Origin of the sequence: Pseudomonas veronii (genome assembly GCF_002028325.1) — a bacterium.
Taxonomy (GTDB): domain Bacteria; phylum Pseudomonadota; class Gammaproteobacteria; order Pseudomonadales; family Pseudomonadaceae; genus Aquipseudomonas; species Aquipseudomonas veronii.
This window is the reverse complement of sequence record NZ_CP018420.1, coordinates 5,130,164-5,151,649: the sequence shown is the minus strand read 5'-3', so window position 1 is coordinate 5,151,649 and position 21,486 is coordinate 5,130,164. Positions and strand designations below refer to the sequence as shown.

Below are 21,486 nucleotides of genomic sequence, written 5' to 3'. Positions count from 1 at the left end.
CGTGCGGCTCAAGTGCATCAAACTGGCGGGGTTCAAATCCTTCGTCGACCCGACCACGGTGAACTTCCCCAGTAACATGGCGGCGGTGGTCGGGCCCAATGGCTGCGGCAAGTCGAACATCATCGATGCCGTGCGCTGGGTGATGGGCGAGAGCTCGGCAAAAAACCTGCGTGGCGAGTCGATGACCGACGTCATCTTCAACGGCTCCACCAGTCGCAAGCCGGTGAGCCAGGCCAGCATCGAACTGGTGTTCGACAACTCTGACGGCACCCTGGTCGGCGAATACGCGGCCTACGCGGAAATTTCCATCCGCCGCAAAGTGACGCGCGACAGCCAGAACAGTTACTTCCTCAACGGCACCAAGTGTCGCCGTCGGGACATCACCGATATCTTCCTCGGCACCGGCCTTGGCCCGCGCAGCTACTCGATCATCGAACAGGGCATGATCTCCAAGCTGATCGAAGCCAAGCCCGAAGACCTGCGTAACTTTATCGAAGAAGCTGCCGGCATCTCCAAGTACAAGGAGCGCCGTCGCGAGACCGAAAACCGTATCCGCCGCACCCATGAAAACCTCGCCCGCCTGACCGACCTGCGCGAAGAGCTGGAGCGCCAGTTGGAGCGCCTGCACCGTCAGGCCCAGGCCGCCGAGAAGTATCAGGAATACAAGGGCGAAGAGCGTCAGCTCAAGGCACAACTGTCGGCCTTGCGCTGGCAGGCGCTGAACGATCAGGTCGGCCAGCGCGAAGCGATCATCGGCACCCAGGAAATCAGCTTCGAAGCCCTGGTGGCCGAACAACGCAACGCCGACGCCAGCATCGAGCGCCTGCGCGACGGGCATCATGACCTGTCCGAGCGCTTCAATCTGGTGCAGGGCCGCTTCTATTCGGTGGGCGGCGACATCGCCCGGGTTGAGCAGAGCATCCAGCACGGCCAGCAACGTCTGCGCCAGTTGCAGGACGATCTGAAGGAAGCCGAGCGCGCGCGCCTGGAGACCGAGTCCCACCTTGGCCACGACCGCACCTTGCTGCTGACCCTCGGCGAAGAGCTGGACATGCTCACCCCCGAACAGGAAATCACCAGCGCCGCTGCCGAAGAAGCCGCCGCCACTCTGGAAGAATCCGAGACCACCATGCACGGCTGGCAGGAGCAGTGGGACACCTTCAACCTGCGCTCCGCCGAACCGCGCCGCCAGGCTGAGGTGCAGCAGTCGCGCATCCAGCAACTGGAAACCAGCATGGAGCGCCTGGCCGAGCGCCAGCGTCGCCTGCAGGAAGAGCGCGTGCTACTCGCCGCCGACCCGGAAGACGCGGCGATCCTGGAGCTGAGCGAGCAACTCGCCGAAAGCGAAATGACCCTCGAAGAGCTGGAAGCCAGCGAAGAACAGCAAGTGGAGCGCCTGGAGCAATTGCGTCAGCAACTGCAACAGGCGACCCAGGCCCAGCAACAGGCCCAGGGCGATCTGCAGCGGCTCAACGGGCGCCTGGCGTCCCTCGAAGCCTTGCAGCAGGCCGCGTTGGACCCTGGCACCGGCACCGCCGAATGGCTGCGTGACCAGCACTTGGCCGAACGCCCGCGTCTGGCGGAGGGCTTGAAGGTCGAGGCCGGTTGGGAGTTGGCGGTGGAAACCGTGCTCGGCGCCGACCTGCAAGCGGTGCTGGTGGATGATTTTGCCGGCTTCGACCTGGCCGGTTTTGCCCAGGGCGATCTGCGCTTGCTCAGCCCCGCCGCCGATGGCGCGCGCGTGCCGGGCAGCCTGCTGGATAAAGTCGAGGCGGCGCTTGACCTGGCGCCGTGGCTGGGCCAGGTCAAACCGGTGGAATCCCTCGAGCAGGCGCTGGCCCAGCGCGGTCAACTGGGCGCCGGCGAAAGCCTGATCAGCCGCGACGGCTATTGGGTCGGCCGCCACTTCCTGCGGGTGCGCCGCGCCAGTGAGGCGGAAAGTGGCGTATTGGCCCGTGGCCAGGAAATCGTCAAGCTGATCGCCGAGCGTGAAGAGCGCGAAGCCACCCTGGAAAGCCTGGAAACCGAACTGCAAACCCTGCGCGCCACCCAGCGCCAGCAAGAGACCGGCCGCGAACACCTGCGCCGCCTGTTGCAGGACGAAGCGCGCCAGCAGGGCGAATTGAAAGCCCAGTTGTCGGCGAGCAAGGCCAAGGTCGAGCAACTGACCCTGCGCCGCACTCGCCTCGACGAAGAAGTGGCCGAGATGGGCGAGCAGCGCGCCCTCGAACACGAACAGATCGGCGAGGCGCGCCTGCAATTGCAGGAAGCCCTCGACAGCATGGCCGTCGACACCGAGCAGCGCGAATTGCTGCTGGCCCAGCGCGACAGCCTGCGCGAACGCCTCGACCGGGTCCGCCAGGAAGCGCGCCAGCACAAGGACCACGCCCACCAGTTGGCGGTGCGCCTCGGCTCCCTGCGCGCCCAGCACGATTCCACGCGCCAGGCCCTGGAGCGCCTGGAGATGCAGTCCGAGCGCCTGACCGAAAAGCGTGAGCAACTGAGCCTCAACCTTGAGGAGGGTGAAGCGCCCCTGGAAGAGTTGCGGCTCAAACTCGAAGAGCTGCTCGACAAGCGCATGACCGTCGACGAAGAACTCAAGACCGCACAAATCGCCCTGGAAGACGCCGACCGCGAACTGCGCGACGCGGAAAAACGCCGCACCCAGGCCGAGCAGCAATCCCAACTGATTCGCGGCCAGCTCGAGCAACAGCGCATGGAATGGCAGGCCCTGACCGTGCGGCGCAAAACCCTGCAGGACCAACTGCTCGAAGACGGCTACGACCTGCACGGCGTGCTCAACACCCTGACCGCCCAGGCCAACGAGAAAGACGCCGAAGAAGAACTTGAGCGGATTGCCGCGCGTATCCAGCGACTCGGTGCGATCAACCTCGCCGCCATCGACGAATACCAGCAACAGTCCGAGCGTAAACGTTATCTGGACGCCCAGGACGCCGATCTGGTGGAAGCCCTGGACACCCTGGAAAACGTGATCCGCAAGATCGACAAGGAAACCCGCAACCGCTTCAAAGATACCTTTGATCAGATTAACGGCGGTTTACAGGCGTTATTCCCAAAAGTTTTCGGTGGCGGCAGCGCTTACTTGGAACTGACGGGCGAAGATCTACTCGATACAGGGGTAACGATCATGGCGCGGCCTCCGGGCAAGAAGAACAGCACCATCCATTTGTTGTCCGGCGGCGAAAAAGCCCTGACCGCATTGGCCCTGGTGTTTGCCATCTTCAAGTTGAACCCGGCGCCGTTCTGCATGCTCGATGAAGTTGACGCGCCACTGGATGACGCTAACGTTGGACGTTACGCACGCCTGGTCAAAGAGATGTCCCAGACCGTGCAGTTCATCTATATCACCCACAACAAGATCGCCATGGAAATGGCGGATCAGTTGATGGGGGTGACGATGCACGAGCCGGGCTGTTCGCGATTGGTGGCGGTGGATGTCGAAGAGGCGATGGCGATGGTGGATTCCTGAGCCATGCCGGCAACGAAGATTATCAGCGCGATGTAGGGCGGTTTACCGGTCTGACGAAAGTGGCAAATTGGCATATTTGTTCAAGGCATTTTGACAGACGGTGTAAAGTTATCTTTGGTCGTGCTAGTTTAATGTCAATTTTTCGTATGCGTGGGCAAAACGTCAGTCAGAACATAGAGTTGGCGCCACGTTTTAAAGCGGTTTGCACGGTGCTAAACCCCTTATTTTTCAGCATTTTTTATTAGAGGCACGGGATTACATGGAAATCGGTCTGCGCGAGTGGCTGATCGTCATCGGCATTATTGTCATTGCCGGTATTCTTTTTGATGGCTGGCGCCGTATGCGCGGCGGCAAGGGCAAGCTCAAGTTCCGTCTGGACCGCAACCTGTCCAACTTGCCCGACGACGACGGCAGCGCCGAGCTGCTGGGGCCGCCACGTGTGCTGGATACCCACAAGGAACCGCAACTGGACGAACATGACTTGCCGTCCATGAGCGCCCCTGTGCGCGAAGCCCGCGAGCCGTCTTCCAAGCGTGGCAAACGTGGCAGTGCCGCCGCCGCCGAGCCGCATCAGGGCGACCTGAACCTGGGCGTGGACGACGGCCCGAGCTTCAGCAGCCGCGATGACGATTTCCCTGACGAGAGCCCGGCCAAGAGTGCGCCGCGCCAGTCGGTGAACGATCAGCCGGCCGCCGAAGAAGTCCTGGTGATCAGCGTGATCTGCCGCGACGCCGCTGGCTTCAAGGGCCCGGCACTGTTGCAGAACATCCTGGAAAGCGGCCTGCGCTTTGGCGAGATGGATATCTTCCACCGCCACGAAAGCATGGCCGGTAATGGCGAAGTGCTGTTCTCGATGGCCAACGCGGTCAAGCCGGGCACCTTCGACCTGGACGACATCGACCTGTTCAGCACCCCGGCGGTGAGCTTCTTCCTCGGCCTGCCGGGTCCGCGTCATCCGAAACAGGCTTTCGACGTGATGGTTGCCGCAGCACGCAAGCTGTCCCAGGAGCTCAACGGCGAACTGAAGGACGATCAGCGCAGCGTCCTGACCGCCCAGACCATCGAACACTACCGTCAGCGCATCGTCGAGTTCGAGCGTCGCGCCCTGACACAGAAACGCTGAGGTTTGGCCTCAAGCGTTGTCGATAGAATAAGCGCACCAACATTTGAGCAGCTTCGGCTGCTCTTTTGCTTTATGAGAGAACACCCATGACCGCCGCCCACACCCGCATCCTCGAATTGCGCGCTGAACTGGATCAGCACGACTACCGTTATTACGTCCTCGACGAGCCGAGCATCCCGGACGCCGAGTACGATCGCTTGTTCCAGGAACTCAAGGCCCTGGAGGCCGAGCATCCGGAGCTGGTCACGCGTGATTCGCCGACGCAGCGGGTCGGCGGTGCGGCGTTGTCGGCGTTCACTCAGGTCAAGCATGAGATTCCGATGCTCAGCCTGGGCAACGCCTTCGATGAAACCACCATGCTCGAGTTCGATCGCCGGGTGACCGAAGGCCTCGACCTGCCGACCGGCGACCTGTTTGGCGGCGGTGCTGCGGTGGAATACAGCTGCGAGCCGAAGTTGGATGGCCTGGCGGTCAGCCTGCTGTATCTGAACGGCGAACTGGTGCGCGGCGCCACCCGGGGCGACGGCACCACCGGCGAAGACATCAGCGTGAATGTGCGTACCGTGCGCAATATCCCGTTGAAGCTGCACGGCAGCGGCTGGCCGGCGACCCTGGAAGTGCGCGGCGAGGTGTTCATGTCCAAGGCCGGTTTCGAGCGCCTGAACGCCTCGCAACTGGAAGTCGGCGGCAAGACCTTCGCCAACCCGCGCAACGCCGCCGCCGGCAGCCTGCGCCAGCTGGATTCGAAAATCACCGCCAGCCGCCCGCTGGAGTTCTGCTGCTATGGCATTGGCCAGGTGACGGCGGATATCAGCGACACCCACATCGGCAATTTGCAGCAGCTGCAGAAGTGGGGCATGCCGATCAGCCATGAGCTGAAACTGGCCAAGGGCATCCAGGAATGCCTGGACTACTACCGCGATATCGGCGAGCGGCGTAGTAACCTGCCCTATGAAATCGACGGTGTGGTGTTCAAGGTCAACAGCATTGCCTCCCAGCGCGAACTGGGTTTCCGCGCTCGTGAGCCGCGGTGGGCGATCGCGCACAAATTCCCGGCCATGGAAGAGCTGACCGAGCTGCTCGACGTGGAATTCCAGGTCGGCCGCACCGGCGCCGTCACCCCGGTGGCGCGTCTGAAACCGGTCAAGGTCGCGGGTGTGACCGTGTCCAACGCCACCCTGCACAACATGGATGAAGTGGCGCGCCTGGGCCTGATGATCGGCGACACGGTGATCATCCGCCGCGCCGGGGACGTGATCCCGCAGGTCGTCTCAGTGGTCACCGAGCGCCGCCCGGCACACGCCCGCGCGGTGCATATCCCGGAAAGCTGCCCGGTGTGCGGCTCCCACGTCGAGCGCACGCAACTGGTCAAGCGCAGCAAGGGCAAGGAAACCGTCAGCGAAGGCGCGGTGTACCGCTGCGTCGGTCGCCTGGCCTGCGGGGCGCAGCTCAAGCAGGCGATCATCCATTTCGTCTCGCGCCGGGCGATGGACATCGACGGCCTGGGCGACAAGACCATCGAGCAATTGGTCGACGAAAAACTCATCGCCTCGCCGGCGGATCTGTACATGCTCAAGTACGAACAGATCATCGACCTGGAAGGCTTCGCCGATGTCTCCAGCAAAAAGCTGATCAGCGCCATCGAACACAGCAAGACGCCGACCCTGGCACGTTTCATCTACGCCCTGGGCATTCCCGACGTGGGCGAGGAGACCGCCAAGGTGCTGGCGCGCTCCCTGGCGTCCCTGGAGCGCGTGCAGCGCGCTTTGCCGGAAGTGCTGACGTACCTGCCGGACGTGGGCCTGGAAGTGGCGCACGAGATCCACAGCTTCTTTGAAGACCGCCACAACCAGGACGTGATCGGCGCGCTGTTGGCGCCGGAAAAGTGCGGCCTGCAACTGCAGGACCAAGGCGACCTGAGCGCGGAGTTCGCCGCCAGCACCACCCTCGGCGGTTTGCTCGACAAACTCAACGTGCCCAGCGTCGGCCCCGGCGCCGCGCAGAAACTGGCGGACAAGTTCGGCTCCCTCGAAGGCGTGATCAAGGCCGACTGGCTCGATATGCGCCAGGCGCTGCCCGAGAAGCAGGCCAAGGCCGTGCGCGAGTTCTTCGATAACCCCGACCACGCCCAGCGTGCCCTGGCCATCGAGCAGCAACTCGAGGAATTCGGCATGCACTGGCAGAGCGCGAAAAAAGTGATCGAAGGTTTGCCGGAGGCGGGGCACACCTGGGTGCTGACCGGCTCGCTGGAGCGGATGAGCCGCGACGTGGCCAAGGACAAGCTCGAAAGCCTCGGCGCCAAGGTGGCCGGTTCGGTGTCGGCGAAAACCTATTGCGTGGTGGCCGGGCCGGGTGCCGGTTCGAAGTTGGCCAAGGCCAGCGAACTGGGCCTGAAGGTTCTGGACGAAGACGCCTTCGTGGACTTTCTGGCTCGGCACAACATCACCGTCTGACAACTTCCTGTGGCGCGGGCGCTTGCTCCCGCTGGGCTGCGAAGCGGCCCTTCGAAGAAAGTGGAACGATCCCGGGCGCGAAATGATCTAGTCTTCGTCACCCCGGGAGAGATCGCCATGTACCGCTTCTTCGAGCAACTCAGTTCGCGCATCGCCGCACCGTTCATGGCCGAATCCTCGCGCAACAGCAAGGTCTGGCAGTGCCGGTGTGGCCAGTCGTTGTTCTTTCGCAACAGCCAATGCCTGGCCTGCTCGGCGCTGCTCGGCTACCCACCGCAACAAAGCCGCCTGTCTTCATTGCACGCGGGCCCGGTCGCCGACACTTGGCTGCTGGACGACAACCCCGACGCCGGCGCTTTCCGCCGCTGCGCCAACCTCGACAGCCCGGCCGCCTGCAACTGGCTGATTCCCGCCCACAGCACCGCCGCGCTGTGCGTGGCGTGCAGCCTGAATCGCACCATTCCCGACCTGTCGATCGCAGAAAACCCCGAGCGCTGGGGCAAGGTCGAGACGGCCAAGCGCCGGCTGGTGGCGCAACTGATCAGCCTGGGCCTGCAGGTCGTGCCCAAAAGCGTCGACGAAGACAACGGCCTGGCCTTCGACTTCGTCGGCATCGACCTGGAAGGCAACGCGCCGACCACCGGCCATGCCAACGGCCTGATCACCCTCGACATCAAGGAAGCCGACGACGCCCACCGCGAAAAAATCCGCGTGCAGATGCGCGAGCCGTACCGCACCTTGCTCGGCCACTTTCGCCATGAAGTCGGCCATTACTATTGGGATCGGCTGATCGCCAACAGCCACTGGCTTCCAGCGTTTCGCCACCTGTTCGGCGACGAACGCGCCAGTTACGCCGACGCCCTCGACCAGCACTACCAGAACGGCCCGCGCGCGGATTGGCACCACACCTGCGTCAGCGCCTACGCCACCATGCACCCCTGGGAAGACTGGGCCGAAACCTGGGCGCATTATCTGCACATGATGGACGCCGTCGACACCGCCCTGGGCTTCGGCATGAGCGCCCGCGAAATGGACCTGGATTACCAGCCGTTCCCCCGCACCACCCTCTACGACCCCGAACACCCCGGCGGCGCGGCGTTCCTGTCATTCGTCAACGCCTGGATCGAACTGGCCGGCATGCTCAACGAACTGTCCCGCGCCATGGGCCAGCCGGATTTCTACCCCTTCGTACTGCCACCGGCAGTGATCGCCAAGCTGCACTTCATTCACCTGGTCATCCAGGAAGAGGGCGGCAGGGCGGATGAGGCCCTGCAGGCACAGGCATGAAGGAGAGATCCGGACGGTTAGGGCAAGTGCTTGAACCTCTTCATTTTTTAATCCCGTACTAACGGTTGTAACTTCCGATCAGATCGGTACAATGGCGCGGCTTGCCGAGATGCCAGCGTCGTTATGGTGACCCCATCGGTCCCCCCGCAACGATTACCCGTGAACCTGGTCAGAGCCGGAAGGCAGCAGCCACAGCGGGAACATTGTGTGCCGGGGTGTGGCTGGTGGGGTTGCCTCCATAACGCTCCTCCTTGCCGTACCTCTTCTGTTTCACATCCTTCCAGCTTCTTTTCAGTCATCTGCCGTTGTTTTACTGCGCAGCGTATGACGGCTATTTCACACCGTTAAAAAGCCCTGCTGGACAACCTCAAACCACCTTGTTAGTTTCCGCCGGCCACTTGTTTCAGAGTATGACAATGGCGCTGATTTGATATTGAAGTGCTATCACTTCTTTAACTAACAAGGATGTATGTGATGAAAAGCCTGCAAGGGTTACCCCGTCTTATTAGTGCTTCAGTTGGCGCGCCCGGTAAAGCCCGTAACTTGCCCGCCGATGTTCAGTGCATTCAGTATTTATTCAATTTGATCATCCCCAAGATGGGGTTTCCGTTGGCTGAAAACGGCAAGTGCGACGGCCAATTGGTGCAGTGCATCAGCCAGTATCAGTTCCGCCATCTCAAGTACGCCCATCCCGATGGCGTGATCGACCCCACCGGCCGCACGTTCAACAGCCTGATCGAGGAAGCGGTGAAGGTGCCGGTGAAGGCCTTCCCGACGATGCGTATCCCGAGCTTTCTCAATGTGTTCGGCAACAACAGCGGCGATGCGGTGCAGGCCACGGTCAATGTGTACCTGGACCGCATGCGCGCGATGGTCGAGGCCGAGCGGCGCAATCGGCAGTTGATACTTCAGGCCACGTGCGACGGGGGTATTACCCTGAGCGATAGCGACTTCCAGAACGCCGCTACGCAGTTGGGCAATGGTATTTCCGTCAATATCATCAGGGCCTTCGCCACCGTGGAATCGGGTGGGCGTTCCGGGTTCGGCCCGGCCAAGTTGCCGGTGATCGCCTTTGAGGGGCACCAGTTTCGCAAGTACACCAAGCGTATCTACGACCAGGCGCACCCGCTGCTGTCGTACCCCTACGTCAGAAAGGCCGGGCCGCAGTGGCAGGTCAATAACAAGGATCAGATCAAGGCCTGGGAAACCATGGCCACCGCATTTGCGCTGAATCAGGAAGCTGCCTTGATGTCGGCGTCATGGGGCATGTTTCAGATCATGGGGTTCAATTTCGCGGCATGCGGTTACACAAGCGTATTTGAGTTCGTTGCCGCATTAAAAGTTAATGCCGGTAATCAACTAAAGGCTTTCCTCGCCTTGTGCAGCCACAGCCCGGCATTGATGAAAGCCATGAAAGCCAAAGACTTTACCGCCATGGCCCGTAACTATAACGGCGAGGACTACGGCAACTATGATGACCTCATGAAAAAAGCCTACGACGCACTTGAGAGGAAAAAATAAGATGATCCGTTATCTCGCGATGGGTGTGTTGTCGTGGTGTGCCGTGGCGCCGGTATTCGCCGGTTCCGCTGTGTTGCATTCGGGCAAGTACGAAGGGTTGATGCTGGCGGTGACGCCCGAGCATCAGGTCGAAGGTTTCTACGCCGAAGAACTGGGCGAGGGCGTGACCCGTGGTTGTGCGTTCTACCTGCAAGGCCAGCCCGACGCGTTGACCACCTGGCTTGACGATGCCTACCCCGGCAGCGTGGCGCCTTCGTCCGACGGTGTGACCCTGACCGTCGAACAGGGTCGTCAGCATCCCGGTTGCATCAGTGTGTTGATGCCGGAAATCGCCACCGGCCTGGACCTGAGCCAGACTGCCAACAAGCCATGGATCGGCCTGGTGACCGTGTCCGCCGACAAGGCCTACTTGCTGAAGACCCCGGGCGCCAAGGCGGCCAAGCGTGCGTATATCGTCAAAGGGGATGTGGTCGGCGTGCTGGCGTTCAAGGACGGCTGGGCCCAGGTCGAGTTCGTCAATGCTCAGGATCGGTCGTTCATCGGCTGGATCAGCCAGGATCAGTACGCGCGATTGGCTGCCCCGAAAAGCTGATGTTAGCTCAGGGTTGGCCGAAGGTTTCGCGCAGCAGCCCGGCGAATGCATCCCGGGCCAGATGTCGCTGGGTGTCCTTGTGCCAGAACAGCAGGTTATCCACGGCCGCCAGTTCTTCGAACCGGTATGACGCCAGCTGATTGGCCTGCTCATAGCGCGCCAGAATGCCCTCCGGCGCCAGCGCCACGCCGATCCCCGCGCTGACGCAGCCGATGATCGTGCCCCAACTGGCATAGCTGGCGATGGTCGGCTTGAAGTCATGGGGCTTGACCCAGTTTTCCAAGGCGGCGCGATAAGGGCAGCCGGGCGGCCAGACGAGCAGGGTACGCCCTGCCAGGTCCTCGGCACGCTTGATCGGTGCGCTGCAGGCGCTGGCGATCAGCACCAGGCGTTCGCTGTAGACCACGCTGTGTTCGAGCTTGGAGCGTTTGTTGCCGGCGGCCACCAGCGCCACGTCCAGGCGGTGGTGTTGCAGGTCGTCGAGCAGTTGGCCCCAGGCGCCGGTCACCAGTTCGAGGCTGACGTCGGGGTAGCGTCGATGGTATTCCGCCAGCAGCGGTGGCAGGCGGCCGCTGGCGCTGGACTCCACTGCGCCGATCCGCAAGGTGCCCCGCGGGATAGCGTTGGCGTCCACCGCGCGTTTGGATTCGTCCACCAGGGCCAGGATGCGCTCGCAGTAATCGAGGAAGATTTCACCGGCGGCGCTGATCGCCAGCCCGCGTCCGGCACGGATGAACAGTGGCGTGCCCAATTCGCTTTCCAGCTGTTTGATGCGCGTGGTGATGTTCGACGGCACGCAATGCAATTGCGCCGCGGCCTGAGCCACGCTGCCGGTTTGCGCCACGGCTCGCACCATCTTCAGTTGGGCCATTTCCATTGCTCAGTTCCACTGATTTCAGAAGTCAGAAACGCTTAATTGTCCTACGGCGTGACCCGGCCAAGACTGGCGGCATTCCTTCTCTGTTTCTGGATGCCGTTGATGAATTCCCCGTCACGCCTAAAGCTTACGCTAGTCATCGCCAGCGTGATCCTCTGCTGGGCCTATTCGCCGATTGGCGTACACATGGGGCTGCGCAGCTACAGTCCGGGTCAACTGGCGTTGCTGCGATTTTTGATTGCCTCGGTGTTTATGGGCGGCGTCGCGTTGGTGCTGGATATCGGTCGGCCGCGCCTGCGAGATGTGCCGTGGTTGCTGGTGCTGGGTTTTTTCGGGGTGTTCCTGCATCACACTTGCCTCAACTATGGGCAGCAATGGGTCACGGCGGCGGCGTCCAGTGTGTTGGCGCAGTCGGCGCCGCTGTTCAGTGTGCTGATCGCGTTTTTTTGCTTGAGGGAGCGGGTCAGTGTCTGGCGCTGGAGCTGTGTATTGCTGGGGTTGCTTGGCGTGCTGGTGGTGATCTGGGGTGAGCAGGGCGTGGGTGACATCGACCCGCGTGGCCTGTTGATCCTGCTGGCGGCGGTGTCATGGAGCGTGTATTTCGCCATCCAGAAACACTATGCCCACCGCTACAGCCCGCTGACCCTGGCGTGCTACATGGTGTGGTCGGGCACCTTGATGCTCTGCGTGAACCTGCCAGGCCTGCCCGCCGCCGTGGCGCAGGCGCCCTGGCCGGAAAACCTGGCGGTGCTGGTGCTGGGCATTTTCCCGAGTGCCTTGGCGTACCTGGCCTGGGCTTATGTGTTGAAGCATGTCGAGGTCAGCCGTGCATCGGTGGCGATGTACTTGATTCCGCCGGTGGCCATGGCGATGGCGGCGATATTGCTGGGCGAGCACGTCGCCGGGCAGGTGATGCTCGGCGCGATGATCGTGCTCGCCAGTGTGGCGGCCATCAGCCTCGAAGGCCGTTGGCGGCGCGGCTCAGTTGCTCATGCAGAACGCGCGCAACCGATGACCGTCGAGGTCCTGGGCGACAAAGGTGTAGCCAAAGTCCAGGACGGTCGGTGACTGGATGATCGTGGCGCCCCGCGCCAGCCATTGGGCATGCAGGGCATCCACGGCGGCGTTGTCGGGCAGGGGGAAACCCAATTCGCCGCCACCGCCCGTGACCTGGGTGGCCGGCTCTACGCTGTGGCGCGACCACAGGCCGAGCTTGACGCCATTATCGAGAATGAACAGGGCGAAGGTCGGGTTCAATTCAACCGGTGGCTTGTCCAGCAGGCGGCTGTAGAAGTTGGCGCTGGTGGCGGGGCTGTCGACATACAGCAGGAAGTATTGGGCGACGGCGTTCATGGAGGCTCCTTGAGGACGGGGTGGTTGAGCCCAGTCTAAAAGGCGGCGCTGTCAGTTCTTGTCAGGAGCGTGCAGGGGCACGGCGTTTTCGCCGGTGTACAGCTGGATGATGTCGTCGATTTCGCCTGACATCTTCATCCGCAGCAGGGTGCGCAGGATTTGTTGCACTGGCAGGTCCGGGTCGTTGCGCACGGCGCAGCCCAGGCTTTGCTCCTCGATGATGGCGACTTTGTGCAGTCGCTGTTCCATCGGCAGGTGCTGGTTGAAGCGGTCGACGATCCATTCATTGCTCACCGCATACTTGAAGCGCCCGGCCACCAGTTTGTGCAGCACTTGTTCTTCGCTGCGGGCGTCGTCGCGCCTCAGTTGGCCTTTGGCGAACAATGGGTCGAGCGTGGGGTAGCGGTAATTGAGCACCGTTCCGATCGACTGCGGCGCCAGCCGGGCCAATTGCACCGGCTGGTTGCGGACGCTGACCAATACGTTGCGCTGGACCAGCAACGGCAGGCTCCAGAGGTAGTCGCCAGACAGGTTGTCGAGCCAGGCCTGGGCGACATAACAGCGCACATCGATGTCGCCATGGGCCATGGCCGCGGCAATGCGCGCCCGCGCCAGTACGTGGAACTCGGCCGGGCGGCCGACCTGGGTGGCCAGGCTCGACATCAGGTCATACAAAATACCCTGGGTGGGCTGGCCGTCCTCCACTTGCACCATAGGCATCGCCCAACTGTCGGAAACCGAGAAACGCAACGGCGCGGGCGCCGCAAGGCTGGCGGTGGTGAGCATCCATAAGGCGCCCAGGACTACGCGCATACACTCTCCGGGTTCAGGCCTTTTCGGGGCCGCTCAGGCAATCTTAGGCAGATAAGGCAAGCGTGCCGGATGCAATTTCCCCCTTGCTCCGCTAGCATTACCGGCTTCCGCTTCTCAGTTGCGACGGTTTTCGATGAGTTATCAGGTTCTTGCACGTAAATGGCGCCCGCGCTCGTTCCGCGAAATGGTCGGCCAGACCCATGTGCTCAAGGCTCTGATCAATGCCTTGGACAGCCAACGGCTGCACCACGCCTACCTGTTTACCGGTACTCGCGGTGTCGGCAAGACTACCATTGCCCGAATCATTGCCAAGTGCCTGAACTGTGAGACGGGCATCACCTCGACGCCCTGCGGTACCTGCTCGGTATGCCGCGAGATCGACGAAGGGCGTTTCGTCGACCTGATCGAGATCGACGCCGCGAGCCGCACCAAGGTCGAAGACACCCGCGAGCTGCTCGATAACGTGCAGTACGCGCCGAGCCGTGGCCGCTTCAAGGTCTACCTGATCGACGAAGTCCACATGCTTTCCAGTCATTCGTTCAACGCATTGTTGAAAACCCTGGAAGAGCCGCCGCCCTACGTCAAATTCATCCTGGCGACCACCGACCCGCAGAAACTCCCTGCAACGATTTTGTCGCGGTGCCTGCAGTTCTCCCTGAAAAACATGACCCCGGAGCGCGTGGTCGAGCACTTGACCCACGTGCTGGGTGTCGAAAACGTACCGTTCGAAGACGACGCGCTGTGGCTGCTCGGTCGTGCCGCCGATGGTTCGATGCGTGACGCCATGAGCCTCACCGACCAGGCCATTGCCTTTGGTGAAGGCAAGGTCATGGCCGCCGATGTGCGTGCCATGCTCGGCACCCTCGACCACGGCCAGGTGTTCGACGTGCTGCACGCGCTGATCGAAGGCGACGCCAAGGCGTTGCTCGAAGCCGTGCGCCACTTGTCGGAACAGGGCCCGGACTGGAACGGTGTGCTCTCGGAAATCCTCAACGTGCTGCACCGCGTCGCCATCGCCCAGGCTCTGCCCGAAGGCGTCGACAACGGCCACGGCGACCGCGACCGCGTGTTGGCCCTGGCCCAGGCGTTGCCAGCCGAAGACGTGCAGTTCTACTACCAGATGGGCCTGATCGGTCGCCGCGACTTGCCCCTCGCACCAGACCCGCGTGGCGGCTTCGAAATGGTCCTGCTGCGCATGCTGGCCTTCCGCCCCGCCGACGCGACGGACGCGCCGAGACAGCCGCTAAAGCCAGTGGGGATCAGCCAGGCCACAGTTGATTCCGCCAAATCAGTGGCTGGCACGGCGGTGGTCGCGCCAGCGGTTGCTGCGCCTGCGCCGGTTGCGCCGGTGCCTGAGCCGGTGGTTGTCGCGCCGGTGATCGCGCCGGTGCCGGTTGTCGAGCCCGAACCGGCCCCGGTGGTCGACCTGCCCTGGAATGCCCCGGCAGAGGCTGAACCCGAGGTCGAGCTGCAGCCCGCCGTGGAGCCCGTGCTGGAAACCGCCGGCGAGCAGCCCGAGCTGACGCCGATGCCTACGCCAATGCCGGACAGCGTGGTACCGGATGCGCCGGAATGGGTCAGTGCGCCCGTCCCCGAGCCGACCGTCGCCCAGGTGGACGCCGCAACGCCTGGCATCGACCTGGACGACGAACCGCCGCTGGACGAAGACTACATCGAGCCGGACATCGATTCGGCCTACAGCTACCTCGACGAACTGGCCAGCGAACACACCGCCGAGCCGGCCCCCGAGCCCGAAGCGGAACCCGCTGCCGCACCGGCCACCGGCCTGGCCCTGCAATGGCTGGAGCTGTTCCCGAAACTGCCGATTTCCGGCATGACCGGCAGTATCGCCGCCAACTGCACCCTGATCGCCATCGAGGGCGACCACTGGTTGCTGCACCTGGACCCGGCCCACAGCGCCCTGTTCAACGCGACCCAGCAGCGCCGGCTCAACGATGCCCTCAACCAGTATCATGAGCGCACGCTGAGCATCACCATCGAGTTGATCAAGCCCGAGCAGGAAACCCCGGCCCAGGCCGCGACCCGCCGACGCCTCAATCGCCAGCGCGAGGCCGAGGAGTCGATCCACGGTGACCCGCTCATCCAACAATTGATGCAACAGTTCGGCGCGGTCGTCCGTCACGATACTATTGAACCTGTCGAAGCCCCGGTGCCCCAGGCGTCATGACACCGGGCTACTTATTGATCCACGTACTTTTGAGGTGATTCCCATGATGAAAGGTGGCATGGCCGGCCTGATGAAGCAGGCACAGCAGATGCAGGAAAAGATGGCCAAGATGCAGGAAGAGCTGGCCAACGCCGAAGTCACCGGTAAAGCCGGTGGCGATATGGTCAGCGTGGTGATGACCGGTCGTCACGACATCAAGCGCGTGAGCATCGACCCGAGCCTGCTCGAAGGCGTCAGCGATGACGACCGTGAAGTGCTGGAAGATCTGTTCGCCGCGGCCGTCAATGACGCTGTGCGCAAGATCGAAGCCAACAGCCAGGACAAAATGTCCGGCGTGACCGCTGGCATGCAACTGCCACCGGGCATGAAACTGCCGTTCTGATCGGCCAGCCTTGGCTAGACTGGAATGCCAGGCATCGCGCCTGGCATTTTTTTTTGGCTGTTTTCCCCTGCGTAGCGGCTACGCAAGGGTAACTTTGTCGAACCTCGGTGCCTTGGCCAGTGTCTGCACTTGATGCCATTGAATTCGACCCTCGATAACGGAGCCCCCCCGATGCCTCAAGAACCGATGCTTAACCAGCGCATTGTCCTGGTCTCGCGCCCTCACGGCGCGCCAACTGCGGAAAACTTCCGCCTCGAACGTGTGACCCTGCCGGAACTGGCAGACGGCCAAGTTCTGTTGAAGACGCTGTACCTGTCCCTCGACCCCTACATGCGCGGGCGCATGAGTGATGCTCCGTCCTACGCCGCTCCGGTGGAAATCGACGAAGTGATGACGGGTGGCGCTGTCAGCCGTATCGAGCAGTCGCGCAACCCGAAATTCGAAGCGGGCGACCTGGTGGTCGGCTCCACCGGCTGGCAAAGCCACAGCATTAGCGACGGTCGCAACCTGATGCCGGTGCCCAACGGTCTGGCCAGCCCGTCGATGGCGTTGGGCGTGCTGGGCATGCCGGGCATGACCGCCTACATGGGCCTGATGGACATCGGCCAGCCCAAGGCCGGCGAAACCCTGGTGGTGGCGGCCGCGTCCGGTGCGGTGGGCTCGGTGGTGGGCCAGGTGGCCAAGCTCAAGGGCCTGCGCGTGGTGGGTGTCGCGGGCGGGGCCGACAAGTGCCGTTACGTGGTGGATGAGCTGGGCTTTGATGCCTGCATCGATCACAAAAGCGAGAACTTCGCCAATGAATTGGCCCTGGCCTGTTTCAAGGGCGTGGATATTTACTTTGAAAACGTCGGCGGCAAGGTGTTCGATGCCGTGCTGCCGCTGCTCAACCCCAAGGCGCGGATCCCGCTATGCGGGCTGATCGCCGGCTATAACGCCCATGAAGCGCCCAGCGGCCCTGATCGACTGCCGGCGCTGCAACGCACCTTGCTGACCAAACGCGTGCGTATCCAGGGCTTTATCGTGTTCGATGACTACGGCGATCGCCAGCCGGAATTCCTCAGCGCCATGGCGCCGTGGGTACGCGACGGCAAGATCAAGTTCCGCGAAGACATGGTCGACGGCCTGGAACACGCACCTCAAGCCTTTATCGGTTTGCTCGAAGGACGCAACTTCGGCAAGTTGGTGGTGCGCGTCGCGCAGGATTGAGCATTTGACGCTAATCCGGGGCGCGGGTATAAACCGCGTCTCGTTGTTTTGTCGGACCCTTCGCCCATGAGCTTCAGCCCCCTGATTCGCCAACTGATCGACGCCCTGCGCACTTTGCCCGGTGTCGGCCAGAAAACCGCCCAGCGCATGGCGCTGCAACTGCTGGAGCGTGATCGCAGCGGCGGCACCCGGTTGGCCCAGGCCTTGAGCCAGGCCATGGAGGGCGTTGGTCACTGTCGCCAGTGCCGCACCCTCACCGAGGAAGAACTCTGCCCGCAATGCGCCGACCCGCGTCGCGATGACACGCTGTTATGCGTGGTGGAAGGGCCGATGGACGTGTACGCGGTGGAACAGACCGGTTATCGCGGGCGCTATTTCGTGCTCAAAGGCCATCTGTCGCCGTTGGACGGCCTGGGCCCGGAAGCCATCGGCATTCCGCAACTGGTGGCGCGGATCGAAGCGCAGGGCACGTTTACTGAAGTGATCCTGGCCACCAACCCGACCGTGGAGGGTGAAGCGACTGCGCATTACATCGCCCAACTGCTGAGCAACAAAGGCCTGGTCACCTCGCGGATCGCCCACGGTGTGCCGCTGGGTGGCGAGCTGGAGTTGGTGGACGGCGGCACCCTGGCGCATTCGTTTGCCGGTCGCAAACCCATCGCGCTTTAAGCCACGCGGCAGGTCAAGGTGTGGGAGGGGGCTTGCTCCCACATGGGTTGAGTGGTGTCGGTGATAATCCTCAACGCTCGCTCAGCGCAAATTGCGTCAGGCAAAACGTCGGAATCTCCATATCTTCCAGGCGTTGCGTGCCACCCAGTTCCGGCAGGTCGATAATCGCCGCCGCTTCGAACACCTTCGCGCCCATGCGCCGCACCAGGTTTGCTGCGGCGATCAGCGTGCCGCCGGTGGCGATCAGGTCATCGAAGATCAGCACCGAGTCGCCTTCACACAGGCTGTCGGCATGCACTTCGAGGAAGGCTTCGCCGTATTCGGTCTGGTAACCCTCGGCCAACACGTCGGCCGGCAGCTTGCCCTGTTTGCGGAACAGGATCAGCGGTTTGTTCAATTGGTAGGCGATGATCGAGCTGATCAGGAAACCCCGGGCATCCATCGCACCGATATGGCTGAAATCGGCTTCGACGTAGCGATGGACGAAGGTGTCGGCCACCAGGCGCAGGGCCTTGGGCGACTGGAACAGCGGCGTGATGTCACGAAAGATCACCCCAGGCTTGGGGAAGTCGATGACAGGGCGGATCAGGGATTTGATGTCGAACGAATCGAAGGTCATCGTCGCAGAGTCCAGGGGCGGAAAACGGACTCGAAGTATACCTTGCGGCCTGGCCGATTGGCGCGGCCGCAAGTGTCTGGATCAGCCCTCCAGGGAGCCGCCCGCCAACGCACACAGCTGGATCGGGTCGAGGATGTGTACTTCCTTGCCTTCGGCGGCAAGCAGTTCGTTCTGCTGGAAACGGGTAAATACCCGGGACACGGTTTCCACCGCCAGGCCCAGGTAATTGCCGATTTCATTGCGCGACATGCTCAGGCGGAACTGGTTGGCCGAGAAACCACGGGCACGGAACCGCGCCGACAGGTTGACCAGGAAGGTGGCGATGCGCTCGTCGGCGGTTTTCTTCGACAACAGCAGCATCATTTGCTGGTCGTCCCGGATCTCGCGGCTCATGACACGCATCAGTTGGCGGCGCAGTTGCGGCAGTTGCAGGGCCAGTTCGTCCAGGCGTTCGAAAGGAATTTCGCACACCGATGTGGTCTCCAGTGCCTGAGCCGACACCGGATGAATCTCGGTGTCCATCCCCGACAACCCGACCAGCTCGCTCGGCAGGTGGAAGCCGGTGATCTGCTCTTCGCCACTGTCGCTCAGGCTGAAGGTCTTCAATGCACCCGAACGTACTGCATAGACAGAATCGAACTTGTCGCCCTGGCGATATAGAAACTCGCCTTTTTTCAGTGGGCGTCCACGTTTAACGATTTCGTCCAGCGCATCCATGTCTTCCAGATTCAATGAAAGTGGTAAGCAGAGGGGGGCCAGGCTGCAATCCTTGCAATGGGCCTGGCTGTTAGCGCGCAGCTTAACGGGCTCGGACATTTCTTAAATCCTTGTGGGAAAACACACATAAGACATAAGGGTAACGCACTGTGGGTAGAAGAGGCCAGCATGGACGAAAAACCGATGCCGGGATAAAGATTATTGTATCGATGCCGATACAAGTCAGTGTCCCTTAGAGCCTGGAGGCTCACATCATGCTTTCCATCGGTGAAAACTCTGCTGCCAAGCTGCCGGTTCCGGCGGTTCGCGAGCCCAAGGACCTGGTGGCGGAGGCTAAAGAAGCCAAGGCAGCCAAAGCACTTGAGGACGCCACGTCGGCGCCGCTGCGTCCGGCCAAGGCGGTCGAGGGCGTGACCGTGACTATTTCCGGAGCGGCATTGAAGGCGGCGGGTACCGCGAAGAAAGCCAACAGCGATATCGAAGAGAGTGGCCTGCCGGATAACATTCAGCAAACGCTGAAAATGATCCGTCAGATCAAGGAGCAGATCGCCAAGAAACAGGCCGAGCTGGCCGCAGTGATGGCGGACACGAGCCTGACGCCTGACCAGGCGCGGGTCAAGGCCAGCAACCTGCAAGCCTCACTCAGCGCACTGCAGGCGAGCCTGGTGACCGCGCAAGCCTCGCTGGCCAAAGCCATGAAAGGCCTGAGCGGCGAAGACGCCATGAAGGCGGCCTCCCTGGCGATGGCATAGAACCTTCAGATCACCCGCGAAAAGCGCTGCCGGTTCTGATGTTCCAGGTAGGCATCGAACACCATGCACACCGAGCGCACCAGCAGCCGCCCGGCCGGTAGAACGCGAATGCCTTGTGCGTCCAGTTCGATCAGGCCGTCGTCGGCCATCGTTTCGAGTTGCGGCCAGATCTCGTCGAAGTAGCCGCGAAAATCGATATTGAACGCCTGTTCGATCTGCTCGAATGTCAGGCTGAAATTACAGATCAATTGCTGAATCACTTCCCGCCGCAACCGATCGTCCGTGGTGCAGACCAGGCCGCGGTTGGTCGCCAGTTGCGCGTCGGCCAGGGCGTTCTGGTAGCTATTGAGGTCGCTGGTGTTCTGGCAATACAGATCGCCGATCTGGCTGATGGCCGACACCCCGAGCCCGATCAGGTCGCAATGGCCGTGGGTGGTGTAGCCCTGGAAGTTGCGTTGCAGGGTGCCTTCTTCCTGGGCAATGGCCAATTCGTCGTCCGGTAGCGCGAAGTGGTCCATGCCGATGTAGCGGTAGCCGGCGTCGGTCAACTGTTCGATGGTGGTTTGCAGCATCTGCAGTTTTGCCGCCGGGGACGGCAGGTCATCGGCGTTGATCCGCCGCTGAGGCATGAAGCGTTCCGGCAAGTGCGCGTAGTTGAACACCGACAGGCGATCCGGTTGCAGCTTGATCACTTCTTCCACGGTGCGCGCGAAGTTGATCGGGGTTTGTTTGGGCAGGCCGTAGATCAGGTCGATATTGATCGAGCGGTACTGCAAGGTGCGCGCGGCATCGATCACGGCGCGGGTTTCTTCCAGGCTTTGCAGGCGATTGACCGCCCGTTGCACTTCCGGGTCGAGGTCTTGCAGGCCGATACTGACGCGGTTGAAGCCCAGCTCGCGCAGCAGGCCCATGGTTGCCCAGTCGGCTTCGCGCGGGTCGATCTCGATGCTGTAGTCGCCGGAATCGTCATCGAGCAGGTTGAAATGCTTGCGCAGGCAGGCCATCACCTGGCGCAGTTCGTCATGGCTGAGAAAAGTCGGGGTGCCGCCGCCGAAATGCAGTTGCTCCACGGTCTGTTTCGGATCGAGGTGGCAGGCGATCAGTTGGATCTCTTGTTCCAGGCGCTGCAGGTAGGGCTGGGCGCGGCCGCGGTCCTTGGTGATGACTTTGTTGCAGGCGCAGTAGTAGCAGATGTTGGCGCAGAACGGCACGTGCACATACAGCGACAACGGGCGTGCAGCCTTGCGGCTGTCGCGCAGGGCGTGGAGCAGGTCGAAGGAGCCGACCTGGCTGTCGAATTGCACTGCGGTGGGGTAGGACGTGTAGCGTGGCCCCGCCAAATCGTAGCGATGAATCAGGTTGCTGTCCCAACGAATGGCGTCGAGCATGCGGGCGTTCCCCCGGATAGACTAGTCGGCCGAGTCTAGGGGCGTGGCGGATATGG

Annotated in this window: 18 protein-coding genes and 1 other RNA gene; 13 read left to right on the top strand and 6 right to left on the bottom strand. The window is 62.2% G+C overall.

What is annotated here, in order from left to right:
- Position 1 precedes the first annotated feature (1 nt).
- From smc to PverR02_RS23410, 7 genes are all read left to right on the top strand, one after another.
- Entirely contained in the window at positions 2-3,490 is a 3,489-nt protein-coding gene (gene smc, locus PverR02_RS23440) for a chromosome segregation protein SMC (RefSeq protein ID WP_046489415.1), read from the top strand.
- A 259-nt stretch (positions 3,491-3,749) separates the two neighbouring features.
- Positions 3,750-4,613, top strand: coding sequence for a cell division protein ZipA (gene zipA, locus PverR02_RS23435; RefSeq protein WP_017845234.1), 864 nt, complete (start codon positions 3,750-3,752; stop codon positions 4,611-4,613).
- Positions 4,614-4,699: 86 nt separating this feature from the next.
- Positions 4,700-7,066: an NAD-dependent DNA ligase LigA gene (ligA, locus tag PverR02_RS23430; RefSeq protein WP_079444498.1), complete on the top strand. Its 2,367-nt coding sequence runs from the start codon at positions 4,700-4,702 to the stop codon at positions 7,064-7,066.
- A gap of 117 nt (positions 7,067-7,183) precedes the next feature.
- Entirely contained in the window at positions 7,184-8,353 is a 1,170-nt protein-coding gene (locus PverR02_RS23425) for a zinc-binding metallopeptidase family protein (RefSeq protein ID WP_017845236.1), read from the top strand.
- A 133-nt stretch (positions 8,354-8,486) separates the two neighbouring features.
- Positions 8,487-8,583, top strand: an RNA gene (gene ffs, locus PverR02_RS23420) — signal recognition particle sRNA small type.
- 244 nt (positions 8,584-8,827) lie between these two features.
- A complete protein-coding gene (locus PverR02_RS23415) occupies positions 8,828-9,874 on the top strand; it encodes an N-acetylmuramidase family protein (protein ID WP_046382448.1) in 1,047 nt (348 codons plus the stop codon).
- Position 9,875: 1 nt separating this feature from the next.
- On the top strand, positions 9,876-10,466 hold the full coding sequence (locus PverR02_RS23410; protein WP_017845240.1) for an SH3 domain-containing protein: 591 nt from the start codon (positions 9,876-9,878) through the stop codon (positions 10,464-10,466).
- 7 nt (positions 10,467-10,473) lie between these two features.
- On the opposite strand, the gene PverR02_RS23405 is transcribed toward PverR02_RS23410, so the two are convergent.
- Entirely contained in the window at positions 10,474-11,343 is an 870-nt protein-coding gene (locus tag PverR02_RS23405; protein ID WP_017845241.1) for a LysR family transcriptional regulator, read from the bottom strand.
- 102 nt (positions 11,344-11,445) lie between these two features.
- Here PverR02_RS23405 and PverR02_RS23400 point away from each other — a divergent pair, with 102 nt between their 5' ends.
- Complete coding sequence (locus PverR02_RS23400) at positions 11,446-12,411, top strand: DMT family transporter (RefSeq protein WP_079444497.1); 966 nt, start codon at positions 11,446-11,448, stop codon at positions 12,409-12,411.
- Here the strand turns inward: PverR02_RS23400 and PverR02_RS23395 are convergent.
- Together PverR02_RS23395 and PverR02_RS23390 are read right to left on the bottom strand one after the other, a co-directional pair.
- Positions 12,325-12,696 (bottom strand): VOC family protein, encoded by a 372-nt coding sequence (locus PverR02_RS23395; RefSeq protein ID WP_057003821.1) that lies wholly within the window; start codon positions 12,694-12,696, stop codon positions 12,325-12,327. The genes PverR02_RS23400 and PverR02_RS23395 overlap by 87 nt on opposite strands.
- Before the next feature lie 51 nt (positions 12,697-12,747).
- Positions 12,748-13,509 (bottom strand): substrate-binding periplasmic protein, encoded by a 762-nt coding sequence (locus PverR02_RS23390; protein ID WP_017845244.1) that lies wholly within the window; start codon positions 13,507-13,509, stop codon positions 12,748-12,750.
- Positions 13,510-13,642: 133 nt separating this feature from the next.
- On the opposite strand from PverR02_RS23390, the gene dnaX reads away from it, so the two are divergent.
- The 4 genes from dnaX to recR all read left to right on the top strand — a co-directional run bounded on the left by dnaX (position 13,643) and on the right by recR (position 17,954).
- Positions 13,643-15,697, top strand: coding sequence for a DNA polymerase III subunit gamma/tau (gene dnaX / locus PverR02_RS23385; RefSeq protein ID WP_079444496.1), 2,055 nt, complete (start codon positions 13,643-13,645; stop codon positions 15,695-15,697).
- Between the two features lie 43 nt (positions 15,698-15,740).
- The gene (locus PverR02_RS23380; protein ID WP_017527493.1) at positions 15,741-16,079 is read left to right on the top strand and encodes a YbaB/EbfC family nucleoid-associated protein; all 339 of its coding nucleotides are present in this window, start codon (positions 15,741-15,743) and stop codon (positions 16,077-16,079) included.
- 171 nt (positions 16,080-16,250) lie between these two features.
- Positions 16,251-17,285: an NADP-dependent oxidoreductase gene (locus PverR02_RS23375; protein WP_046489424.1), complete on the top strand. Its 1,035-nt coding sequence runs from the start codon at positions 16,251-16,253 to the stop codon at positions 17,283-17,285.
- A 66-nt stretch (positions 17,286-17,351) separates the two neighbouring features.
- Positions 17,352-17,954, top strand: coding sequence for a recombination mediator RecR (gene recR / locus PverR02_RS23370; RefSeq protein WP_017845247.1), 603 nt, complete (start codon positions 17,352-17,354; stop codon positions 17,952-17,954).
- A gap of 70 nt (positions 17,955-18,024) precedes the next feature.
- On the opposite strand, the gene PverR02_RS23365 is transcribed toward recR, so the two are convergent.
- Both PverR02_RS23365 and fnr read right to left on the bottom strand, forming a co-directional pair.
- Complete coding sequence (locus tag PverR02_RS23365; RefSeq protein WP_079444495.1) at positions 18,025-18,573, bottom strand: adenine phosphoribosyltransferase; 549 nt, start codon at positions 18,571-18,573, stop codon at positions 18,025-18,027.
- An 81-nt stretch (positions 18,574-18,654) separates the two neighbouring features.
- The gene (gene fnr, locus PverR02_RS23360; RefSeq protein ID WP_017845249.1) at positions 18,655-19,389 is read right to left on the bottom strand and encodes a fumarate/nitrate reduction transcriptional regulator Fnr; all 735 of its coding nucleotides are present in this window, start codon (positions 19,387-19,389) and stop codon (positions 18,655-18,657) included.
- A 155-nt stretch (positions 19,390-19,544) separates the two neighbouring features.
- On the opposite strand from fnr, the gene PverR02_RS23355 reads away from it, so the two are divergent.
- The gene (locus PverR02_RS23355) at positions 19,545-20,042 is read left to right on the top strand and encodes a hypothetical protein (RefSeq protein ID WP_079444494.1); all 498 of its coding nucleotides are present in this window, start codon (positions 19,545-19,547) and stop codon (positions 20,040-20,042) included.
- A 5-nt stretch (positions 20,043-20,047) separates the two neighbouring features.
- Here PverR02_RS23355 and hemN read toward each other — a convergent pair whose 3' ends face one another.
- On the bottom strand, positions 20,048-21,430 hold the full coding sequence (gene hemN, locus PverR02_RS23350) for an oxygen-independent coproporphyrinogen III oxidase (RefSeq protein ID WP_017845251.1): 1,383 nt from the start codon (positions 21,428-21,430) through the stop codon (positions 20,048-20,050).
- Positions 21,431-21,486: the final 56 nt, after the last annotated feature.